We start from the raw sequence: 18,928 nt of genomic DNA on the forward strand, positions 1-18,928 counted from the left end.
AATTAATAAGTACGCACTTTCGGCGGGAAGGCCGCGCGCAGTTTCGGTTGCATGTTCACCTCACGGCGCGTCATGCTTTCCGTTTGCGGAACATAGAGGCTGTGGCACAGCCAGTTGGCATCATCGCGATCCGGATAGTCGAAGCGGCTATGCGCGCCACGGCTTTCGGTACGATAGTTCGCCGCAACGGCCGTGGCGTAAGCGGTTTCCATCAGGTTATCCAGCTCCAGACACTCGATACGCTGGGTATTGAAGTCCGGTGAACGGTCATCGAGACGCGCTGATTTCAGGCGTTCGCGGATCACTTTCAACTCTTCCAGACCCTGCGCCATCGCATCACCTTCACGGAAGACTGAGAAGTTGTTCTGCATGCAGCGTTGCAGCGCTTTGCGGATCTCAACCGGATCTTCGCCAGTGGTGTTATTTTCCCAGCGATTGAAGCGCGCCATCGCTGCATCGATCTCGTCCTGGGTAGCATCACGCAGTTCGCCCTGCTCCTGGATACACTCCAGCAGATGCAGACCCGCCGCGCGACCAAATACCACCAGGTCGAGCAGTGAGTTACCGCCGAGGCGGTTAGCGCCGTGAACCGATACGCAGGCAATTTCACCCACCGCAAACAGGCCCGGGATGACAACATCTTCGCCCTGCTCATTCACGCACAGCGCCTGACCGGTCACTTTGGTCGGAATACCGCCCATCATATAGTGACAGGTTGGGATCACCGGAATCGGTTCTTTTATCGGATCAGCATGCGCGAAGGTACGCGACAGCTCCAGAATGCCCGGCAGACGGGATTCCAGCACGTCTTTGCCCAGATGGTCGAGCTTCAGCTTAATGTGCGGCCCCCACGGGCCATCACAGCCGCGACCTTCACGGATTTCGATCATCATCGAACGCGCCACCACATCACGGCCCGCCAGATCTTTGGCGTTAGGTGCGTAGCGTTCCATAAAGCGTTCGCCGTGTTTATTCAGCAGATAACCACCTTCACCACGGCAACCTTCGGTCACCAGTACACCCGCTCCGGCGATACCGGTTGGGTGGAACTGCCACATTTCCATGTCCTGCACCGGTACGCCTGCACGCAGGGCCATACCGACGCCGTCACCGGTGTTGATGTGGGCGTTGGTGGTGGATTGGTAAATACGACCTGCGCCGCCGGTCGCCAGAATGGTAGCTTTGGCTTTGAAGTAGACCGTTTCGCCGGTTTCAATGCAGATGGCGGTACAACCGACGATGGCACCATCGGCGTTTTTTACCAGATCCAGCGCATACCATTCGGAGAAGATAGTGGTTTTGTTTTTCAGGTTCTGCTGATACAGCGTATGCAGCAGGGCGTGGCCGGTACGGTCGGCAGCCGCAGCGGTACGCGCCGCCTGCTCACCACCGAAGTTTTTCGACTGACCACCAAACGGACGCTGATACACGCGGCCGTCATCAAGACGGGAGAATGGCAATCCCATATGTTCCAGCTCCAGAATCGCTTCCGGGCCGACATGACACATATATTCGATCGCGTCCTGGTCACCGATATAGTCGGAACCTTTCACGGTGTCGTACATATGCCATTCCCAGTTATCTTCGTGGGTGTTGCCAAGCGCCACGGTAATGCCGCCCTGGGCGGAAACGGTATGGGAACGGGTAGGGAAAACTTTCGACAACAGGGCGCAGGTCTGGCCCGATTGGGAGATTTGCAAAGCAGCGCGCATACCTGCACCACCTGCGCCGATCACCACGGCATCAAACTCTCTGACTGGCAAACTCATTTACACACCCCACACGACAACGGTTCCATAAATTGCATAGGACAACAGCGCGACCACAATCACCAGCTGCAACACCAGACGGGTTGCCAGCGGTTTCACGTAGTCAGTCAGCACCTGCCACATCCCGATCCAACCGTGAATCAGAATGGAGAACAGCGTCAGCAACGTGAACACTTTCGTGAAGGAGGAAGCGAAGAAGCCGCGCCAGACGTCATACGTCAGCGTGCCTGTCATCACTACAAAACCGAGAATGTAGAGAATGTAGAGCGTAATTAAGATTGCAGCAGCACGCAGTAACAGCCAGTCATGAATACCGTTGCGTCCTAATGCAGAAGCATTGCTTACCATACGAGGACTCCAGCCAAAATTGAAAGCACGACAGTGATACCAAAAGCCGCCTGAGCGGAACGGGTGCCCATTTCCAGTGTTTCCGGCAGATAGCCGAAGTCCATCAACATATGGCGAATGCCGCCCACGGCATGGTATGCCAGCGCGGTAAGAATGCCCCACATGATGAACTTAGCGAAGAAGCCATCCATAATGGACGCCGCTTGCAGGAAACCTTCGGGAGAGGAGAGCGAGAGACCCAGTAACCAGAGCAGAATTCCGAGAGCGACAAAGGTGATCACGCCGGAGACGCGGTGGAGAATGGACGATATTGCAGTAACGGGAAACCGGATCGTCGAGAGATCCAAGTTAACAGGTCTTTGTTTTTTCACGGTTTTGCCCACACAGCTCTTTTTTATTTTGCTTCCTCCGGTCCTGGGTTACATCAGAGACACAGGACGTGTTCAGACAGCAACCGTCACCAAAGAAGCAACATCCAGTGTTCAATGACGCGGGGAAAACGCTGGGTGGCTCCTGGTGTCAGGGTATTCCGGAGACCTGGCGGCAGTATAGGAGGATCACATTCTGATTACAATTCCCCTACAATCTCTTTGGTCACATTTAAGCTGAACAGTGATCCCCCTCACGAATTTCACATTTCATACATTTTTAATTATCTGATTTGACAAAAGTTCAACAATTCGGTTACAAACAAACGCATTAAAGCCCTATGATGCACAAAAGTTATGGGGATACACTTTCCCCTAAGCTGAAGTTATGTAACATTGCCACTGTGAGCATTACAAAGCATCAGGTTATTGGTTACCAAGAAGTTATGTCGTGACAGGATCTTTAACATCCGCGATTTGCAGCATGTCATGCCCGGACGCCACTGGCCCAAACACATCGTTCGCTCTGTACTCTACCCTGCACGACAAACATGACCGCAGAGTGATACTGTGAAGATTGTGGTTTTATGCAACATGATGGCGGTTTAGGTGTCTAAGATCCTTACCTACCAAGGCGCTATGGAGACGAAAAATGACAGATAAAAAAGTGACGCTAACCCTACAAGACAATACGCCTGTTGAACTGGATGTGATGAAAGGCACGCTGGGACAGGATGTCGTTGATGTCCGCGCTCTCGGATCTAAAGGCCTGTTTACCTTCGACCCCGGCTTCACGTCTACAGCGTCATGCGAATCCAAAATCACCTTTATAGATGGTGATGAAGGTATTTTGTTACATCGCGGTTTCCCAATTGATCAACTGGCAACAAACTCAAACTACCTGGAAGTGTGTTACATCCTGCTCAATGGCGAAGCGCCAACCCAGGAGCAGTACGAAGAATTCCGCACCACCGTTACCCGCCACACCATGATCCACGAGCAAATCACCCGCCTGTTCCACGGTTTCCGTCGTGACTCTCATCCGATGGCGGTGATGTGTGGTGTGACCGGTGCGCTGGCGGCGTTTTATCATGACTCGCTGGACGTGAATATTGAGCGCCACCGTGAAATCGCTGCGTTCCGTCTGCTGTCAAAAATGCCGACCATGGCGGCAATGTGCTACAAATACTCCATCGGTCAGCCGTTCGTTTATCCGCGCAATGACCTCTCCTACGCCGGTAACTTCCTGCACATGATGTTCGCCACACCGTGCGAAGAGTACAAAGTTAACCCGGTGCTGGAACGCGCAATGGACCGTATTCTGATTCTGCACGCCGACCATGAGCAGAACGCCTCGACTTCTACCGTGCGTACCGCGGGTTCATCAGGCGCTAACCCGTTTGCCTGTATCGCAGCCGGTATCGCCTCCCTGTGGGGACCGGCACACGGCGGTGCTAACGAAGCGACACTGCGTATGCTGGAAGAGATCAGCACCGTCGATCACATCCCGGAATTTGTCCGTCGTGCAAAAGACAAGAACGATTCGTTCCGTCTGATGGGCTTCGGTCACCGCGTGTATAAGAACTATGACCCGCGTGCCACCGTGATGCGTGAAACCTGCCACGAAGTGCTGAACGAGCTGGGTATGAAAGATGACCTGCTGGAAGTGGCGATGGAGCTGGAACATATCGCGCTGAACGACCCGTACTTTATCGAGCGCAAACTCTATCCGAACGTTGATTTCTACTCAGGCATTATTCTGAAAGCGATGGGTATTCCATCTTCGATGTTCACCGTGATCTTCGCCATGGCGCGTACCGTTGGCTGGATTGCCCACTGGAAAGAGATGCACGACGAAGGCATGAAGATTGCCCGTCCGCGTCAGCTGTACACCGGTTATACCGAGCGTCCTTTCACCTCCGCGCTGAAAAAATAAGTGTCAGGGCGGGTTATCCCGCCCTTGTTATTTCTGGCATCCCGGACACCAGTAAAATGGCCGTGATGACAACACGCCCTTCTCAATCACCGCACCACAGCGCCGACAGGCTTTCCCCTGTCGATGAAAAACCTCAAAGCGGAACGACGCTTCTTCATGATACTTCTTCATGCTGCCACGCATCTGATACGAGAGACGCGGCACTGCCAGTATCGCTTCACTCAGCGCGCGTAGCTGTGCGGCATCCAGATCCTGGGCACGATGTTGCGCCAGCAGCTGTGCATGCCACAAAATTTCTACCCGCAGATAATTTCCCAACCCAGCGAGAAACGCCTGGTCAAGCAGCAGACCACTGAATTGCCGCCGCCGAAAACGTGGTGACAACAACCGCTGTTGTACTTCATCGACAGTCAGGCTGGCATCCAGTACATCTGGCCCGACACGTTGCAGGAAAGGATGCGCTGCCAGTGTCTCGGCATTAAGCAGCTCAATATCCGAGGCGCTGTAGAGCAAGATGGTCTGGTCGGCATTCGCCAGCCGCACGCGTAACTGACGCGTGGTTTGCGGTTCGGTACCGGTGGGCACAACACGCCATACACCATACAACTGGTTATGGCTATACAACGTCAGACCATTTGAAAAATGGGTGAGTAGCGCCTTACCACGCGTTTCAATAGTGGTGACGGTCTCCCCCAGCAAGGCGGGTTCATAGGTTTTCAACTGCGGAAAGGCAAACCACACATCGGTGAGCAGTTTGCCCGTCATCGCCGCTGCCAGTTGATCCGCCGCACGGCGGATCTCCGGTCCTTCAGGCATGACCTCTCCTGTTTAATGTGTCGCGCCACCGGCGACGCGCAGATCCTGATCAACGCTGAGTGTCACCTGCAATGCAATCTCCAGTGCCTGAATCACGCTGGCAGCCGACATACTCGGTGCACCGGGATGGCTTACCGCCTGCTCAGGCAAATAAGGAATATGGATAAAACCGCCGCGTGCTTGACTCTGGTTGGTTTCCAGCCAGTGCAGCAGACGGTACATCACATGATTACAGGTGAAAGTGCCTGCGGTCTGCGATACCGAAGCCGGGATGCCCGCCTCGCGTACCGCAGCCACAATGGCTTTGATTGGCAGGCGGGAGAAGTACGCGGCCGGCCCTTCGGCAACAATCGGCTGGTCAATCGGTTGCTGCCCGTCGTTATCGGGAATGCGCGCATCATCCACATTGATCGCCACCCGTTCCACGGTGATATCGCTGCGCCCACCCGCCTGGCCGATGCACAGAATGCGGTCCGGTTGCAGTTCATCCAAAGCCTCGGCCAGCACAGCACCACAGCGGCTGAACACCACCGGCAACTGGCGCACCACCACGCGTGCGCCCTTGATCACCTTACCATCGAATGATCGTACCGCTTCCCATGAGGGATTGATGCTTTCGCCTTCAAAAGGCTCAAACGCGGTCATTAATACCGTTTTCATTGCATCCTCACAAAAACATCATGAACCACAGCAGGAAAATATTGACCACCAACAGTAGCACACCGGTCGGCACCTGAGCCTTGATCACCGCATTGCGGTCCGGCAGCTCCAGCAGACGTGCCGGGACGAGGTTAAAGTTGGCCGCCATCGGTGTCATCAACGTGCCGCAATAACCAGAGAACATGCCAATCGCCGCCATCACCGCCGGATTACCGTGATGTTGCAGCACCAGAATCGGGATACCGATCCCGGCGGTGACAATCGGAAACGCGGCAAAGGCGTTGCCCATCACCATGGTCAGCAGCGCCATGCCGATGGCATACACCGCCACCGCGACAAAACGGTTATCCACCGCCAGATATGTTTCGGTCAGATGCGATATCGCGTTACCCACACCGGCGCTGGTAAACAGCAGGCCAAGTGTGGCAAGGATCTGTGGCAGGATAAAGGCCCAGCCCACCGCATCCAGTAAGCGACGCGTCTCCTGCATCGACTGCGCCGGTTTTTCATGGGTCATTTTCAATGCCACCAGCCAGCCAATCAGGCAGCCTAGCATCATCGAGAACAGGGTAATCAGCGTTGAATGATTACCGGCACCAAACACCGCCTGCTGCAGACCAGGAAGATTGTTGAACGCCAGCACGCCAATCACGGTCACCACTGGAATCGCCAGTGCGGGCAGGAACAGCTTGTTACCGAGACGTTTGGCACTGGCCTGTTTTTCTGCGTCGCTGCGCTGGTGATAACTGCCGAGGCGCACCCCGCCAAATCCGGCGATCAGTGCCATCACCACCACGGCGATACCCACGCCAATATGCAGCCAGCGCTGGCCCTGTTCGGCATTCCCTGCCAGATGGCCCATCAGTTGATAAGCGCCATCACCAATCAGGAAAATCAGGCCATACAGCGCCCAGAACAGCCCGGTAGTGAGACGGCGTGGATTGGCGTGATCTCGCCACGAGAAGACGGCAACAACCAGCAGAATAATGCCTGCCAGCCACATCAGATATTGTTGCTGGAACATCATTGCTCTCCTTTCGCCTGCAACGCCTGGCGATTCAGCGTGCCCAGTTCACGCGCCAGCTGGCGATCGAGACGGATCAGGCGGGCGGAGTGAATCAGGAAGGCACAAATCGCCGTCGGAATGCCCCATACCGCGATATGCAGCGGTTCGGTCTGAATGCCCGCCGACTGCTGCATAAAGTTGTGCATAAAGATGATGGCACCAAAGGCGACGAAGATATCCTCGCCAAAGAATAAACCGACGTTGTCAGTCGCTGCCGACATGGCACGCAGACGATGACGTACCTCCGGCGACACCTCGCCATAGCGGTTTTCCGTCGCCCCTTCTGCCATCGGTGCCAGCAGCGGACGGACCATTTGCGGATGACCACCGAGGCTGGTCAGTCCCAGCGCGGCCGTGATTTCACGGACGAACAGGTAGACGATCAGCAAACGTCCTGCGGTGGCTGTTTTGATCTGGGCGATCCAGGTTTGCGCCCGCTCTTTCAGACCATGCCGCTCCAGCAGGCCGATAACAGCCAGCGGCAACAGCAGAATCAGCGGCAGGTTACGGGTATTCAGGAACCCGGACCCCAGTTTTTCTAAAATGTCAGCCAGCGGCATATGCGCCGACAGCCCGGTAACAAAACCGGCAACAATCACCACCAGCACCGGATTGAACCGCAGCACAAAGCCGAGCACGATGGTCGCAATACCCAGCAGCGGCCAGAGATTCACCACGCTTTCCATGTTTTCTCCCCTTGTCAGAAAATAAAAAGCCCGGCGTAAAGCCGGGCAATCCGTCAAAAATTATGCGCTGGTCACGGTGATTTGCTGGGTAGCAAATGCCGCGCGCAACGCATGAGCAAATTGCAGCGCGTGCGCACCGTCGCCATGCAGGCAAACGGTTTGCGCGTTCACCGCTACCCAGTCGCCACTGATGCTTTGTACTTTACGCTGTTGCACCATGGTTAGCGTCTGGGCAATCGCCTGAGCGCTGTCCTCGATCAGTGCCCCCGGCTGGCTGCGAGGTACCAGCGCCCCACTGGCCTGATAGCCACGATCGGCAAACACTTCTTCCCGGGTTTGCAGGCCATAATGCGCCGCCGCACGAATCGACTCGCTGCCCGCCAGCCCCACCAGAATCAGGCGCGCATCCACCGCTTTTACCGCCCGCGCAATAGTATCCGCCAGCAGCGGATCGGCCGCCGCCTGGTTATACAGCATGCCGTGCGGCTTGACGTGTACCAGCCGTTCGCCTTCGCTTTCTGCCAGGCTTTTCAGTGCGCCAACCTGGTAAATCATCTGCGCGTAGACCGTCTCCGCAGGCAGCTGCATGGCGGTGCGGCCAAAGTTTTCCCGATCAGGAAAACTGGGATGCGCGCCAATCGCGACGCCTGCCGCTTTCGCCCAGCGCACCGATTGCAGCATGGTGACGGCATCACCCGCATGGAAACCACAGGCGATGTTGGCGGAGCTGACCAGTTGCAGCAGTTCCTGATCGCTGCCACTGCCTTCACCGAGGTCGGCGTTGAGATCAATCTTCATGTGAGAGTCCCCAGGTCATTTGATCAAATACACGTTGTTGCTGCTGCTTCGCCTGCATGGCTTCTTCCAGCGTACAGTGGACAAAATGAATCGGTTCGCCGAGACGAATTTGCGCCAGATGGTAGAGATCGGCTTCAATAATGCAGGCAATACGCGGATAGCCTCCGGTCGTCTGCGCATCGGCCATCAATACGATGGGTTGCCCATTGGGCGGCACCTGTACCACCCCCGGCACCAGTCCGTGCGACAGCAAGTCACGTGTGGCTTTACGATGTAATGTGCGCCCCTGCAAACGGTAACCCATGCGGTTACTTTGCGGGCTGAGCTTCCACGCACTGCGCCAGAATCCTTCCTGCGCTTCGCGAGTGAATTCATTATATTCCGGGCCAGGCAAGGCACGCAGACGGTTCCCCCACAGCAACTGACGTACCCCAGCCTTACGGTTGAAACTGCGCGTAGCCTTACCCAGCGGCAGCTGATCGCCATCCTGTAACCTGCGTCCGGCAAAACCGCCGAACCCGGCTTTCAGATCGGTACTGGCGGAACCCAGCATCTCCGGCACAGCAAAGCCACCATTGACCGCCAGATAACTGCGCATCCCATGTACCGGCATCGACAAGCTGAGCACCTGCCCTTTTTTCACCGGCAAACGCCAGCCGGTCCAGACCGCTTTGCCATCCAGTTCCGCGTTGCAGCCCGCTCCGGTCAGAGCAAACCAGCCATCACGCTGGAACTGTGCTTTAAACTGCCCCAGCACAATCTCCAGCACTGCGCTGTTTTGATCGTTACCCACCAGCATGTTGGCGGTGCGCATCGCTGGTTGATCCAGAGCGCCACTGACGCTGACGCCAAACTGTCGCCAGCCGTTGCGGCCCTGGTCCTGCAATGAGGTCATCAATCCGGCGCGTAGAATTTTTAACATACGCCCTCCTTTTGCGGCACGAAGCGCACGTTATCACCGGGGCGTAACAGCGTGGGGGGTTGCAACTGAGGGTCGAACAGGTTGATGGACGTTTGTCCCAGCAACTGCCAGCCACCGGGGGTTGCCAGCGGATAAACGCCGGTTTGACTGCCGCCGATACCCACCGATCCCGCCGGGACGATGACGCGAGGTTCTGCCCGACGCGGCGTGTGTAAGCGGCTGTCGAGACCGCCGAGATAGGGGAATCCTGGCTGAAAGCCAATGAAATAAACCACGTATGCGCTGCTGCTGTGCAGCTCAACCACCTGGCGTGGCGTCATACCGGCATGATCGGCGACCACCTGGAGATCTGGCCCCATGTCACCACCATAAATTACCGGGATCTCCACCAGACGCGATTCCGGCAGTTGCGCTTCACTCTCTTCCCACCAGCGTTGCAGCTTCTCGATCGCATCCAGCGCATTGCGTTGCGGATCGCGCAGCAGCAGCGTCAGATTATTCATGCCAGGGATCACTTCCGACACCGTGTCATTACCCTGTAACCGCTGGCACAATCCCCAGATGCGTTGCTGGCTGGCTAAGGAAACCGGGGGTTCCAGTTCCAGTACCACCGCGCGTTCACCCAGCAGATAACAACGTGCTCGTTGCAAAACCCACCTCCTGATTCACTTTCTCACGGGCAGCCAGCCCATGATGCTAATGATTTAAAGGCCATCAGTTATGCGAAAGTGTCAGAGATGTGTCAACCGATTTGCGCCCTCAGCCGCAGCTAAGGGCGTAACAGATGAAAAATCAGGCAGGATTGTCGATATCGATAAAGGTCACGTCGAGGCCATAGCTTTGCGCCAGCCACTCACCCAGCGCCTTGATACCGCCGCGTTCGGTAGCATGATGTCCGGCGGCAAAAAAATGTAATCCCTGCTCACGCGCGCTGTGAATGGTTTGCTCCGAGACTTCGCCAGTGATAAAGGCATCAACGCCAAAAGCCGCCGCACTATCAATAAAACCCTGGCCGCCGCCGCTACACCAGGCGATGCGTTTGATTTTCTCTGGCGCATTATCACCGCAGTGCAGCGGCGTGCGCCCAAGCGCCTGGGTGATGCGCTGCGCCAGTGCCTCACCACTCAGCGGTTCAGCCAGCTCTCCCCAGGGCACCAGGGGCATGATTTCACCCTTCACCTCAATATCAAACAATCGCGCCAGCTGCGCGTTGTTGCCGAGATGGGGGTGCGCATCAAGCGGCAGATGCCAGCCATAGAGATTAATATCATTGGCCAGTAACGTGCGCAGGCGCTGGCGCTTCATCCCTTTAATCACCGGGGCTTCGCTTTTCCAGAAGTAACCGTGATGCACCAACACTGCATCGGCATTACGTTGTACCGCTTCGTCCAGCAAAGCCTGACAGGCGGTGACACCGGTAATAATGGTTTTCACCTCAGCCCGACCTTCCACCTGCAACCCGTTTGGCGCGTAGTCGCTGAAGGCGCTGGTGTTCAGCTGCTGGTTAACGATGTGTTCTAATTCGACATGATTCATAATGGCTCCCTGACCCATCAGGCCGCGCTGCGCGCGCGCTCGAAGGCGTCCAGTGTCTTTTTACGTGCGTCCTTATGTTCCACGATTGGCTCGGGATAATCGAGCGTCTTGTTATTTTTCTGCGCCCAGACGTGCGGCTGATGGATATGCGCATCAGGCACACTTTCCAGCTCGGGGAGCCATTGACGAATAAACTCTCCCTTTTTATCGAAACGCTCACCCTGGGTGGTGGGATTAAAAATGCGGAAATAAGGTGCAGCATCGGTGCCGGTAGACGCCGCCCACTGCCAGCCACCGTTATTGGCAGCCAGATCGCCATCCATCAACTGTTGCATAAAGTAACGTTCACCTTCATGCCAGTCGATCAACAGGTCCTTCACCAGAAAGCTGGCAACAATCATCCTTAGCCGGTTATGCATCCAGCCCAACGCATTGAGCTGACGCATGGCGGCATCGACAATCGGGTAGCCGGTTTTGCCCTGCTGCCAGGCGGAAAAATGGGTCTGATTCTCCTGCCAGCGTACGTTACGCGTCCAGCCAACAAACGGCTGATGCTTACACAGCGCCGGAAACGCCACCATCAGATGGCGGTAAAATTCACGCCAGATTAATTCATTCAGCCAGACGAAGGCTTTCCCGCCATCAAGAACATCCGGGTGCTGTTTCAGGATGCGATGCAGACACTGACGCGGCGACAACACGCCTGTCGCCAGATACACCGACAACCTGCTGGTGCCATCCACCGCCGGTTTATCACGCTCGGTTGCATAGTCCACCACTGATTGCTGAGCGAAATGACGCAACTGCTTAAGGGCGGCCTCCTCGCCTGGCGGGAACAGATCTTCATCGATCGCTTCCATCGGATAATCGAAGGCGGGTATTTTTTTTCCGGCGTAGACTGGCGCGCCTTCACGCGCGCGCGGGGCCATATGGCACTCGGGTAGTCCCTGATGCAGGCGACGGACAAACGCTTTGCTGAACGGGGTAAACACTTTGAACATAGTGTTGTTGCCGGTCTGCACGCTGCCTGGCGGCAACAGCAGGCTGTCATCAAAACCCTGACAAATCACGCCCTGATCGTCGAGACGCTTTTCCGCCGCCGCATCACGCTGACGTTCGTTGATTTCATACTGGTAGTTATAAAACAGCTGATCAACCTTGTGCTGCTGGCAGAAATCCGCCAGATAATCCACCGATGCGGCAAAATCGTCACATTGATGGTAATGCAGTTTGATGCCACGTTCCGCCAGCGACGCCTGCAACAGACACAGGCTGTGATAAATAAACGTCGCCTGTTTAGGGGCCATATGATGCTGTTGCCACTGGCCCGGCGTCGCGATAAACAACGCAATAACCTGGGCTTTAGCGTCGCGGCAGGCAGCATACAAGGCACTGTTGTCATTGATGCGTAAATCGTTACGCAGCCAGACGAGATGGGTGGTCATAATACTCCTGACATTATTGGCCGTAGCGCAGTCGCAGCGCTTCCGGGTAGGGATCAAAATAACGCTGCTGGGTCAGCCACGGATGCGGGAACTCGGCCATGTAGTGTTTCAGCATGGTGATGGGCGCCAGTAACGGCTGTACCCCGCGACGGTAGCGGTCAATCAATTGCGCCAGTTCCTGACGCTGCGGCGAGGTCAGCTGGCGACGGAAATAGCCCTGCACATGCATCAGCACATTGGTATGGTTGCGCCGGGTCGATTGATGCGCCAGCAGTTGCATCAGGCGATTGCGGTATTCAAAGGCGTAATCGTCCAGTGAATCCCACTGATCCATCTTCGCTACAAAACGCCCCAGTTCACGGTATTCATCCTGAGAATGGGACAGCAACAGCAGCTTGTAACGGCTGTGGAATGCCATCAGTTGATAGCGCGTCAGGCCGTTGCGCCACATTTGATTGAATTCGTGCAAGGCATACACACGCCCGATAAAGTTTTCACGGATATGGGGGTCATGGAGCCGCCCATCTTCTTCCAGCGGCAACCAGGGTAATTCACGTTGCAGAAACGCAGCGAAAACGCCGGTGCCTGCCTTGCGATTGTTATTGGTTTCCGGCTCATACACCCGCACCCGTTGCAGGCCACAACTGGGTGATTTGGCACACAGAATATAGCCACAAAGGTGATGCAACGATTTCACCCGCTGCTCTGACCATTGCGCCATTTCATCAGTGACTTCATCCCCACCCTCTTTACTAAAACAAAGATGCACATGTGCGTCCTCATCTTTTACCAGGCGCAACGCCGGGCGTGGCGTGGGGAGGCCAATCGCCATTTCAGGGCAGACCGGTTCAAAATGTACAAATGGGGCGAGTTCGTCGGTCGCAAAGGCAAAGCGCTTGTGGCCGCCATCGAAACGAACGCTATCCCCGAGCAGGCAGGCACTGATACCGACAGGAATTTTCTCGCGCATAGTTGTACAACCTCTGAAATTTTGTAGAGGTTTTAAGTGTAGCTGAAATGCACGCTGAACACAGCGTCAGCACTGCGTTGAATGGAAAATTGAGACAAAAAAACCCGGTGCTTCAGGGAAGACACCGGGTCTGTCTGCTACGGAGCAGCGTTACCAGAAAATACCGCCTGCCGCTTCAGATTGTGCCAGCCACACTGGCTTAGCACTGGTTTTGCACCACATACGATGCAGATAGCTGTAAAAACGTGCGCGATCGGCACGGAACAGCATCACGGGGAGCGCCAGCACGCCCAGTAACACCACCAGCGCACGGCGCAGCACAACTTTGTAGAGCGGATATGCCTGATACATGATTGCCTCCTGGTGAGTAATAGAAAATGTGATCTGACACGAATATTACGCCTGGTTGTGTAATTTTACTACTCATCCGACCACTTTTTTGATCTTTTTTTGTCCATTTTCTCACCGGGCTGAAATTAAGTTACATAAGTGTAAATTTTAAGTTCTCACTGGGTAACAAACTCCAACGCGGACGTCAGAACGATTTATTGCTACAGTGAGCTGTTATCCATTTTTTGCCGCAGGAGTTCACGTGACCACCATCTTGATCGTCGAAGATGAAAAGGAGATTCGCCGTTTTGTGCGCCTGGCGCTGGAAGGCGAAGGGTTAAAGATTGTGGAAGCTGAGCAGTTGCAGCGTGGTTTGATCGAAGCCGCAACACGCAAGCCTGACCTGGTGATCCTGGATTTGGGTCTGCCCGATGGTGATGGTAATGATTTTATCCGCGAAGTACGCCAGTGGAGCAGCATGCCGGTGATTGTGTTATCAGCACGTACCGATGAACAGGACAAGATCGATGCGTTGGATGCCGGTGCCGATGACTATCTCACTAAACCTTTTGGTATCGGCGAATTGTTGGCACGCGTCCGCGTGGCATTGCGCCGTCATCAGAACAACCAACCCGAGCCGGTCTTGAATTTTGGTGATGTCAGTGTCGATATTGCGGCACGGCGCGTTTTACGCGCGGGTGAGGAAGTCCATCTGACCCCGACAGAATTTCGCCTGCTCAGCCTGCTGCTGAATAATGCCGGTAAGGTTTTGACGCAACGCCAGTTGCTGAACCAGGTGTGGGGACCGAATGCGGTGGAACATAGCCATTATCTGCGTATTTATATGGGGCATTTGCGCCAAAAGCTGGAAGCCAATCCCACTCAGCCAAACCATTTACTGACCGAGACCGGTATTGGGTATCGATTTATGCCGTAAAAATGTGTGTTAATCCGCAAATGTTAATCATTAAGGATGACCCACATAATTTTCACTGCGATATTTGAGTTTCCTCAGTCAGTCGTAGCGGCGCGATTTATCGCGCGTTTTACAACACCGCATAAAAACAGCGCGATAAATCGCGCCGCTACGTTACGAGCATTATGAAATAAATAGGGAGATTTAAATGAATAATGTTTTTCTTAAAATAGATGGGCTAATGGGAGAGTCAAAGGACTCAGCGCATCAGGGCTGGATTGATGTTGGCACTTACTCATGGGGTGTAAGAAGAAAAGGTGATACACCGGGTTCAGGTGCAACAAATTATCATCATCTCGCCGTACATTGCCAGGCAGATAAAGCGACCGCTGGCGCGCTTATGTATGCTTCAAATGGTAATAAGATAAAGAAAGTAGAAATATCAACATGCAAGGCTGGCGGAAATCAGATGGAATATTATCGAATTACGCTCGAGAGCGTCACTATCATCGAGGTACTTTTGAATGAAAGTGGTTCAATGACAGACGTTGAATATGAATTCCAGGCTGACAGGGTCAAATTCCAGTACTGGGAGCAATGTGCTTCAGGAGTGAAAGGTGCGGAGACCCGTATGGGGTGGAATATAAAAGAATCGGCATCTTACTTTTAGTAAATCATTGAGGTAACCATTCCCCTTCAATATTAACCCCCTTTTCATCTCAGGAAAGGGGGGTTAAAGTAGACTAAAATCTAAGTTTGTAAAAAAATTCACGTTCCGCCTTATACTCATCTACCAGACACGAACTCCTCTCAGCTATTTCAGCATCTCTATGAAGTGATTCAAATATTTCCAGTGTGCATTTTTTTTGTATGGTCACTTCCCATGATTTTTTTAGATCTAATATTCTCCCTTTTTCTTCCGGGATGCTTTTTATTGTTTCTTTTATTGTTTTATCGAGATCTTTTTTTGCTATCTCGACTTTCTCCAGTGCTTTTTCATTAATCTCTGCAAGCTGGCTCATTTCTGGTTCCGTAAATGCTGCATGAGCATTTAAAGAAAAGCCTATTAACAAACAAAAAATTTTAATATCTCTCATAATATTCAACCCTTTTGTTAAATCTATCTATTGGCACTCCCGCCCATAATGATCTATCCGACAAGGCTTTGCCAAAACCAATCAAATCTCCTGCATATGCCATAGGTTGCAGGAGTTCTCTTGCGTACTCTTTATAATCACCACGATATCTCAAATCGATTAGAATATCTTTAATCTTCCCTGGGATATTATTCCATGCTACGTCAGGAGGGGTATCAGGCCTGGGGTGATATTTGATTAATATATCTTTCTTTTTGCATATTCTTTCAACATCCCTCTTTAATTCAACATATGCCATGTTAAATAAATCAACCTGCTGACGCTCAGATATCTCACCTATTCTTTCTTTATTCTTTTGGACAAAATCATATGCAGCACATCCTTTTAATTTTGCACCTTCAGAGATCAGTTCTGCCTGTTCTTTTTTTATTCCAGCTTTTATCAATGTGTTTAAAACGCTTATTGTTGAACGATCGCCAAGATCGAACCCTCTGCCAAGAGTAACGCCCGAAAGCTGTTTGCGGCAAAGAGATAAATTACCAGGCCAGTGGATAACCCTTGAATAGTTTCGACTTGATTTAACATTGTTACCTTCGGCGCGAAATGTCAGCAATCCTTCTTCTGGTTCAAGCATGATGTCCTATCCTGCAACCTGAAATGTGGACCTCACCTTAGCGTGTCGATTTGGTGAAGTGAACTGTGTCCTCCACGGTGAAATTACCAATAAAAAAGGGTTCATGATCAACATGAACCCTTCTGCATCAACCATTAGCTGGTCAATAAAATCTGCAAGATCGGCAATATATTGTATGCCTGATCCTGTATCGCTTACGCGTTCTTCAGCACTTCGCTGACAATCTCTACCGCTTCTTTCTCGATTAACTGACGATGCTCAGCACCAAGGAAGCTTTCACAGTAGATTTTGTAGGCATCTTCGGTGCCTGACGGACGAGCAGCGAACCAGCCATTTTCCGTCATCACTTTCAGGCCACCGATCGCCGCGCCGTTACCGGGTGCCGCGGTCAGGCGCGCAGTAATCGGGTCACCTGCCAGGGTATCGGCACTGACCATTTCCGGAGACAGTTTCGACAGCGCTGCTTTCTGTGCCGACGTTGCTGAGGCCTGCAAACGGTTGTAGCTCGGTGCACCAAAACGCGCAGCCAGCTCATCATAATGCTGCTGCGGGTTTTTACCGGTGACCGCCGTAATTTCTGCAGCCAGCAGGCACATGATGATGCCGTCTTTATCCGTGGACCATGCTGTGCCATCGAAACGCAGGAAAGATGCCCCGGCGCTCTCTTCACCGCCGAAACCAAAGCTGCCATCAAACAGGCCATCAACAAACCACTTAAAGCCAACCGGTACTTCCACCAGCTTGCGGCCAATATCGTTCACCACACGGTCAATCATCGCACTGGACACCAGAGTTTTACCCACGGCGACATCTTTGCCCCATTGCGGACGATGCTGGAACAGGTAGTTGATCGCTACCGCCAGATAGTGGTTTGGATTCATCAGACCAGCCGGAGTCACGATACCGTGGCGGTCATAATCCGGGTCGTTACCGAATGCCAGGTCGAATTTGTCGCGGTAAGCCAGCAGGCCAGCCATGGCGCATTCTGACGAGCAGTCCATACGCACTACGCCATCTTTATCCAGATGCATAAAGCGGAACGTCTGATCGATCGCATCATTAACGATGGTGATGTCCAGCTTGTAGTGCTCAGCGATGCGCTGCCAGTAGGCCATGCCGGAACCGCCAAGCGGATCCACACCAATTTTCAGGCCCGCTTTCTGAATCGCCGGGAAGTCAATCACCTGCGCCAGACCTGCCACATATGGCTGAATCAGATCCTGTTCAACGATATGACCGCTGGCCCACGCCTGATCCAGTGGCAGACGCTTCACCTCTTTCAATCCACCTTTCATCAGCTGGTTAGCACGATCTTCCACCACTTTAGTGACGTTAGTATCGGCCGGACCACCATTCGGCGGGTTGTATTTGATGCCACCATCTTCCGGTGGGTTGTGCGACGGTGTGATAACAATGCCATCAGCCTGGGCACCACCACGTTTGTTGTGCTCCAGGATGGCGTTAGAAATCGCCGGCGTCGGCGTATAACCGTTGTCCTGCTGCACAATCACATCCACGCCGTTAGCCGCCAGCACTTCCAGTACAGACAGAATCGCCGGTTCAGACAGCGCATGCGTGTCTTTACCGACATAGCACGGGCCAGTGATGCCGTTCTTTTTACGCTCTTCCGCAATCGCCTGAGCAATCGCCAGAATGTGCATTTCGTTGAAGCTCTGACGTCCTGCGCTACCACGATGGCCGGAGGTGCCAAATTTCACCGCATGTTCCGGATTAGCCACATCAGGCTGCAAAACGTAGTACTGAGAGGTTAATTGTGCAACGTTAATCAAATCGCTCTGCTGGGCGGGTTGCCCGGCACGGGGGTGATTGGCCATTGGCGCTTCTCCCTGACGCTTCAGTTTAAATGGTGCCGCAAACTTTCTCTGTCAGTTCCGGTGGGAACTGCATGGCTAACATGATGTGCTCCACCATGCTGCATTTGCGACCAGTATTGGTATTAGTGATCACCCAATACGGCGTGCCGGGCACGTGCTTCGGCTTAGTATGGGTGCCATTTTGCAACAGCGTATGCTCGTCACCCGCGAAATAAACACGGGTACGCCCCTGCAGTGACGCAGTGGCCTCAGCAAAGGCTGCGGGATCAAGACGATAGAGCGTTGACAAGACCAGCATGAAGCGGTTAACCGCCTTTTTTTGCTCCGCATACTCATCGGAGAGTAGCAGTTCACGTACCGCGCGAACGCGATCCTGCGGGCGCGGTTCGCTGCGCACTGGTTGCGATTCTTTTGCTACAGCCTGAGCCACAACAGGGGTTGCAGGGGCACTCTGACCGGCAGTGAACTTCAGCATGCGGCGCAAAATTTCGGAGGCGCTTTCGCCAATGTGCTGGGTGTGGCTGGCAATATAACGGTAGAGTTCTTCGTCAACTTCAATCGTTTTCATCTTTTTCCGTACGATTCTGGCAAATGACAGAACCACGCATTTCTGCAAAGGCCTTAGCAAAATCCTGCCGTGCAAAATGTGAGCGGGTTCTAACATGAGGATTATAAAGTTAAATCCCAGGCTGCCGATAGCGCTGGCATCGTTTCAGGGCAAAAGTCAGATAATGCCCTAATACCCACCTGGCTGGCTCCTGGACAGGTGGATCCATGATAACCTAAGCGAAGCTCA

21 protein-coding genes are annotated in these 18,928 nt (G+C 53.6%); 3 read left to right on the plus strand and 18 right to left on the minus strand.

All coding sequences use genetic code 11. The annotated features are described in order from the left end of the window. Positions 1-2 precede the first annotated feature (2 nt). From sdhA to sdhC, 3 genes are read right to left on the minus strand one after another with little or no spacing between them, the layout of a single operon-like run. Complete coding sequence (gene sdhA, locus PW844_RS18045) at positions 3-1,769, minus strand: succinate dehydrogenase flavoprotein subunit (RefSeq protein ID WP_299454744.1); 1,767 nt, start codon at positions 1,767-1,769, stop codon at positions 3-5. Then, the gene (gene sdhD / locus PW844_RS18050; RefSeq protein ID WP_013508297.1) at positions 1,770-2,117 is read right to left on the minus strand and encodes a succinate dehydrogenase membrane anchor subunit; all 348 of its coding nucleotides are present in this window, start codon (positions 2,115-2,117) and stop codon (positions 1,770-1,772) included. Beyond that, positions 2,111-2,500 carry a succinate dehydrogenase cytochrome b556 subunit gene (sdhC, locus tag PW844_RS18055; RefSeq protein ID WP_084873516.1) on the minus strand — a complete coding sequence of 130 codons (390 nt, stop codon included), beginning with the start codon at positions 2,498-2,500 and terminating at the stop codon, positions 2,111-2,113. The genes sdhD and sdhC overlap by 7 nt, the downstream gene beginning before the upstream one ends. A gap of 637 nt (positions 2,501-3,137) precedes the next feature. Here sdhC and PW844_RS18060 point away from each other — a divergent pair. Next, positions 3,138-4,421, plus strand: coding sequence for a citrate synthase (locus PW844_RS18060; RefSeq protein WP_299454755.1), 1,284 nt, complete (start codon positions 3,138-3,140; stop codon positions 4,419-4,421). Between the two features lie 27 nt (positions 4,422-4,448). Here the strand turns inward: PW844_RS18060 and nei are convergent, their stop codons facing one another. The 11 genes from nei to PW844_RS18115 form a co-directional block, all read right to left on the minus strand. Beyond that, entirely contained in the window at positions 4,449-5,237 is a 789-nt protein-coding gene (gene nei / locus PW844_RS18065; RefSeq protein WP_299454758.1) for an endonuclease VIII, read from the minus strand. A gap of 12 nt (positions 5,238-5,249) precedes the next feature. Further along, positions 5,250-5,897 carry a pyroglutamyl-peptidase I gene (pcp, locus tag PW844_RS18070; RefSeq protein ID WP_299454761.1) on the minus strand — a complete coding sequence of 216 codons (648 nt, stop codon included), beginning with the start codon at positions 5,895-5,897 and terminating at the stop codon, positions 5,250-5,252. A gap of 7 nt (positions 5,898-5,904) precedes the next feature. Continuing rightward, positions 5,905-6,924, minus strand: coding sequence for a DUF979 domain-containing protein (locus PW844_RS18075; protein ID WP_299454764.1), 1,020 nt, complete (start codon positions 6,922-6,924; stop codon positions 5,905-5,907). Continuing rightward, positions 6,921-7,649, minus strand: a complete 729-nt coding sequence (locus PW844_RS18080; protein ID WP_299454767.1) for a DUF969 domain-containing protein — start codon at positions 7,647-7,649, stop codon at positions 6,921-6,923. The genes PW844_RS18075 and PW844_RS18080 overlap by 4 nt, the downstream gene beginning before the upstream one ends. A gap of 60 nt (positions 7,650-7,709) precedes the next feature. Beyond that, positions 7,710-8,447: a 5-oxoprolinase subunit PxpA gene (pxpA, locus tag PW844_RS18085; protein WP_084873510.1), complete on the minus strand. Its 738-nt coding sequence runs from the start codon at positions 8,445-8,447 to the stop codon at positions 7,710-7,712. Continuing rightward, entirely contained in the window at positions 8,437-9,369 is a 933-nt protein-coding gene (gene pxpC, locus PW844_RS18090) for a 5-oxoprolinase subunit PxpC (protein WP_299454770.1), read from the minus strand. The genes pxpA and pxpC overlap by 11 nt, the downstream gene beginning before the upstream one ends. Next, the gene (gene pxpB / locus PW844_RS18095; protein WP_299454773.1) at positions 9,363-10,019 is read right to left on the minus strand and encodes a 5-oxoprolinase subunit PxpB; all 657 of its coding nucleotides are present in this window, start codon (positions 10,017-10,019) and stop codon (positions 9,363-9,365) included. The genes pxpC and pxpB overlap by 7 nt, the downstream gene beginning before the upstream one ends. Before the next feature lie 142 nt (positions 10,020-10,161). Beyond that, the gene (locus tag PW844_RS18100; RefSeq protein WP_299454775.1) at positions 10,162-10,905 is read right to left on the minus strand and encodes a type 2 GTP cyclohydrolase I; all 744 of its coding nucleotides are present in this window, start codon (positions 10,903-10,905) and stop codon (positions 10,162-10,164) included. A 17-nt stretch (positions 10,906-10,922) separates the two neighbouring features. After that, positions 10,923-12,350, minus strand: a complete 1,428-nt coding sequence (gene phrB, locus PW844_RS18105) for a deoxyribodipyrimidine photo-lyase (protein ID WP_299454778.1) — start codon at positions 12,348-12,350, stop codon at positions 10,923-10,925. A 13-nt stretch (positions 12,351-12,363) separates the two neighbouring features. Further along, the gene (locus PW844_RS18110) at positions 12,364-13,320 is read right to left on the minus strand and encodes a 2-thiouracil desulfurase family protein (protein WP_299454781.1); all 957 of its coding nucleotides are present in this window, start codon (positions 13,318-13,320) and stop codon (positions 12,364-12,366) included. A 150-nt stretch (positions 13,321-13,470) separates the two neighbouring features. Continuing rightward, complete coding sequence (locus PW844_RS18115) at positions 13,471-13,671, minus strand: DUF2517 family protein (protein ID WP_208714325.1); 201 nt, start codon at positions 13,669-13,671, stop codon at positions 13,471-13,473. Positions 13,672-13,912: 241 nt separating this feature from the next. Between PW844_RS18115 and kdpE the strand changes: the two genes are divergently transcribed. Further along, positions 13,913-14,587 carry a two-component system response regulator KdpE gene (gene kdpE / locus PW844_RS18120; RefSeq protein WP_299454789.1) on the plus strand — a complete coding sequence of 225 codons (675 nt, stop codon included), beginning with the start codon at positions 13,913-13,915 and terminating at the stop codon, positions 14,585-14,587. A 187-nt stretch (positions 14,588-14,774) separates the two neighbouring features. Continuing rightward, positions 14,775-15,236, plus strand: a complete 462-nt coding sequence (locus tag PW844_RS18125) for a type VI secretion system tube protein Hcp (protein ID WP_299454792.1) — start codon at positions 14,775-14,777, stop codon at positions 15,234-15,236. Positions 15,237-15,309: 73 nt separating this feature from the next. On the opposite strand, the gene PW844_RS18130 is transcribed toward PW844_RS18125, so the two are convergent. The 4 genes from PW844_RS18130 to seqA form a co-directional block, all read right to left on the minus strand. Then, positions 15,310-15,663, minus strand: coding sequence for a hypothetical protein (locus PW844_RS18130; protein ID WP_299454795.1), 354 nt, complete (start codon positions 15,661-15,663; stop codon positions 15,310-15,312). Further along, positions 15,650-16,297, minus strand: a complete 648-nt coding sequence (locus PW844_RS18135; protein WP_299454798.1) for a hypothetical protein — start codon at positions 16,295-16,297, stop codon at positions 15,650-15,652. Before PW844_RS18135 ends, PW844_RS18130 begins: the two co-directional genes overlap by 14 nt. Positions 16,298-16,491: 194 nt before the next feature. Continuing rightward, positions 16,492-18,132 (minus strand): phosphoglucomutase (alpha-D-glucose-1,6-bisphosphate-dependent), encoded by a 1,641-nt coding sequence (pgm, locus tag PW844_RS18140; RefSeq protein ID WP_299454800.1) that lies wholly within the window; start codon positions 18,130-18,132, stop codon positions 16,492-16,494. A 25-nt stretch (positions 18,133-18,157) separates the two neighbouring features. Next, entirely contained in the window at positions 18,158-18,700 is a 543-nt protein-coding gene (gene seqA / locus PW844_RS18145; RefSeq protein ID WP_299454802.1) for a replication initiation negative regulator SeqA, read from the minus strand. Positions 18,701-18,928: the final 228 nt, after the last annotated feature.

It is taken from the genome of Pantoea sp. (assembly GCF_028283705.1).
In the GTDB taxonomy this organism is placed as follows: Bacteria; Pseudomonadota; Gammaproteobacteria; order Enterobacterales; family Enterobacteriaceae; genus Pantoea.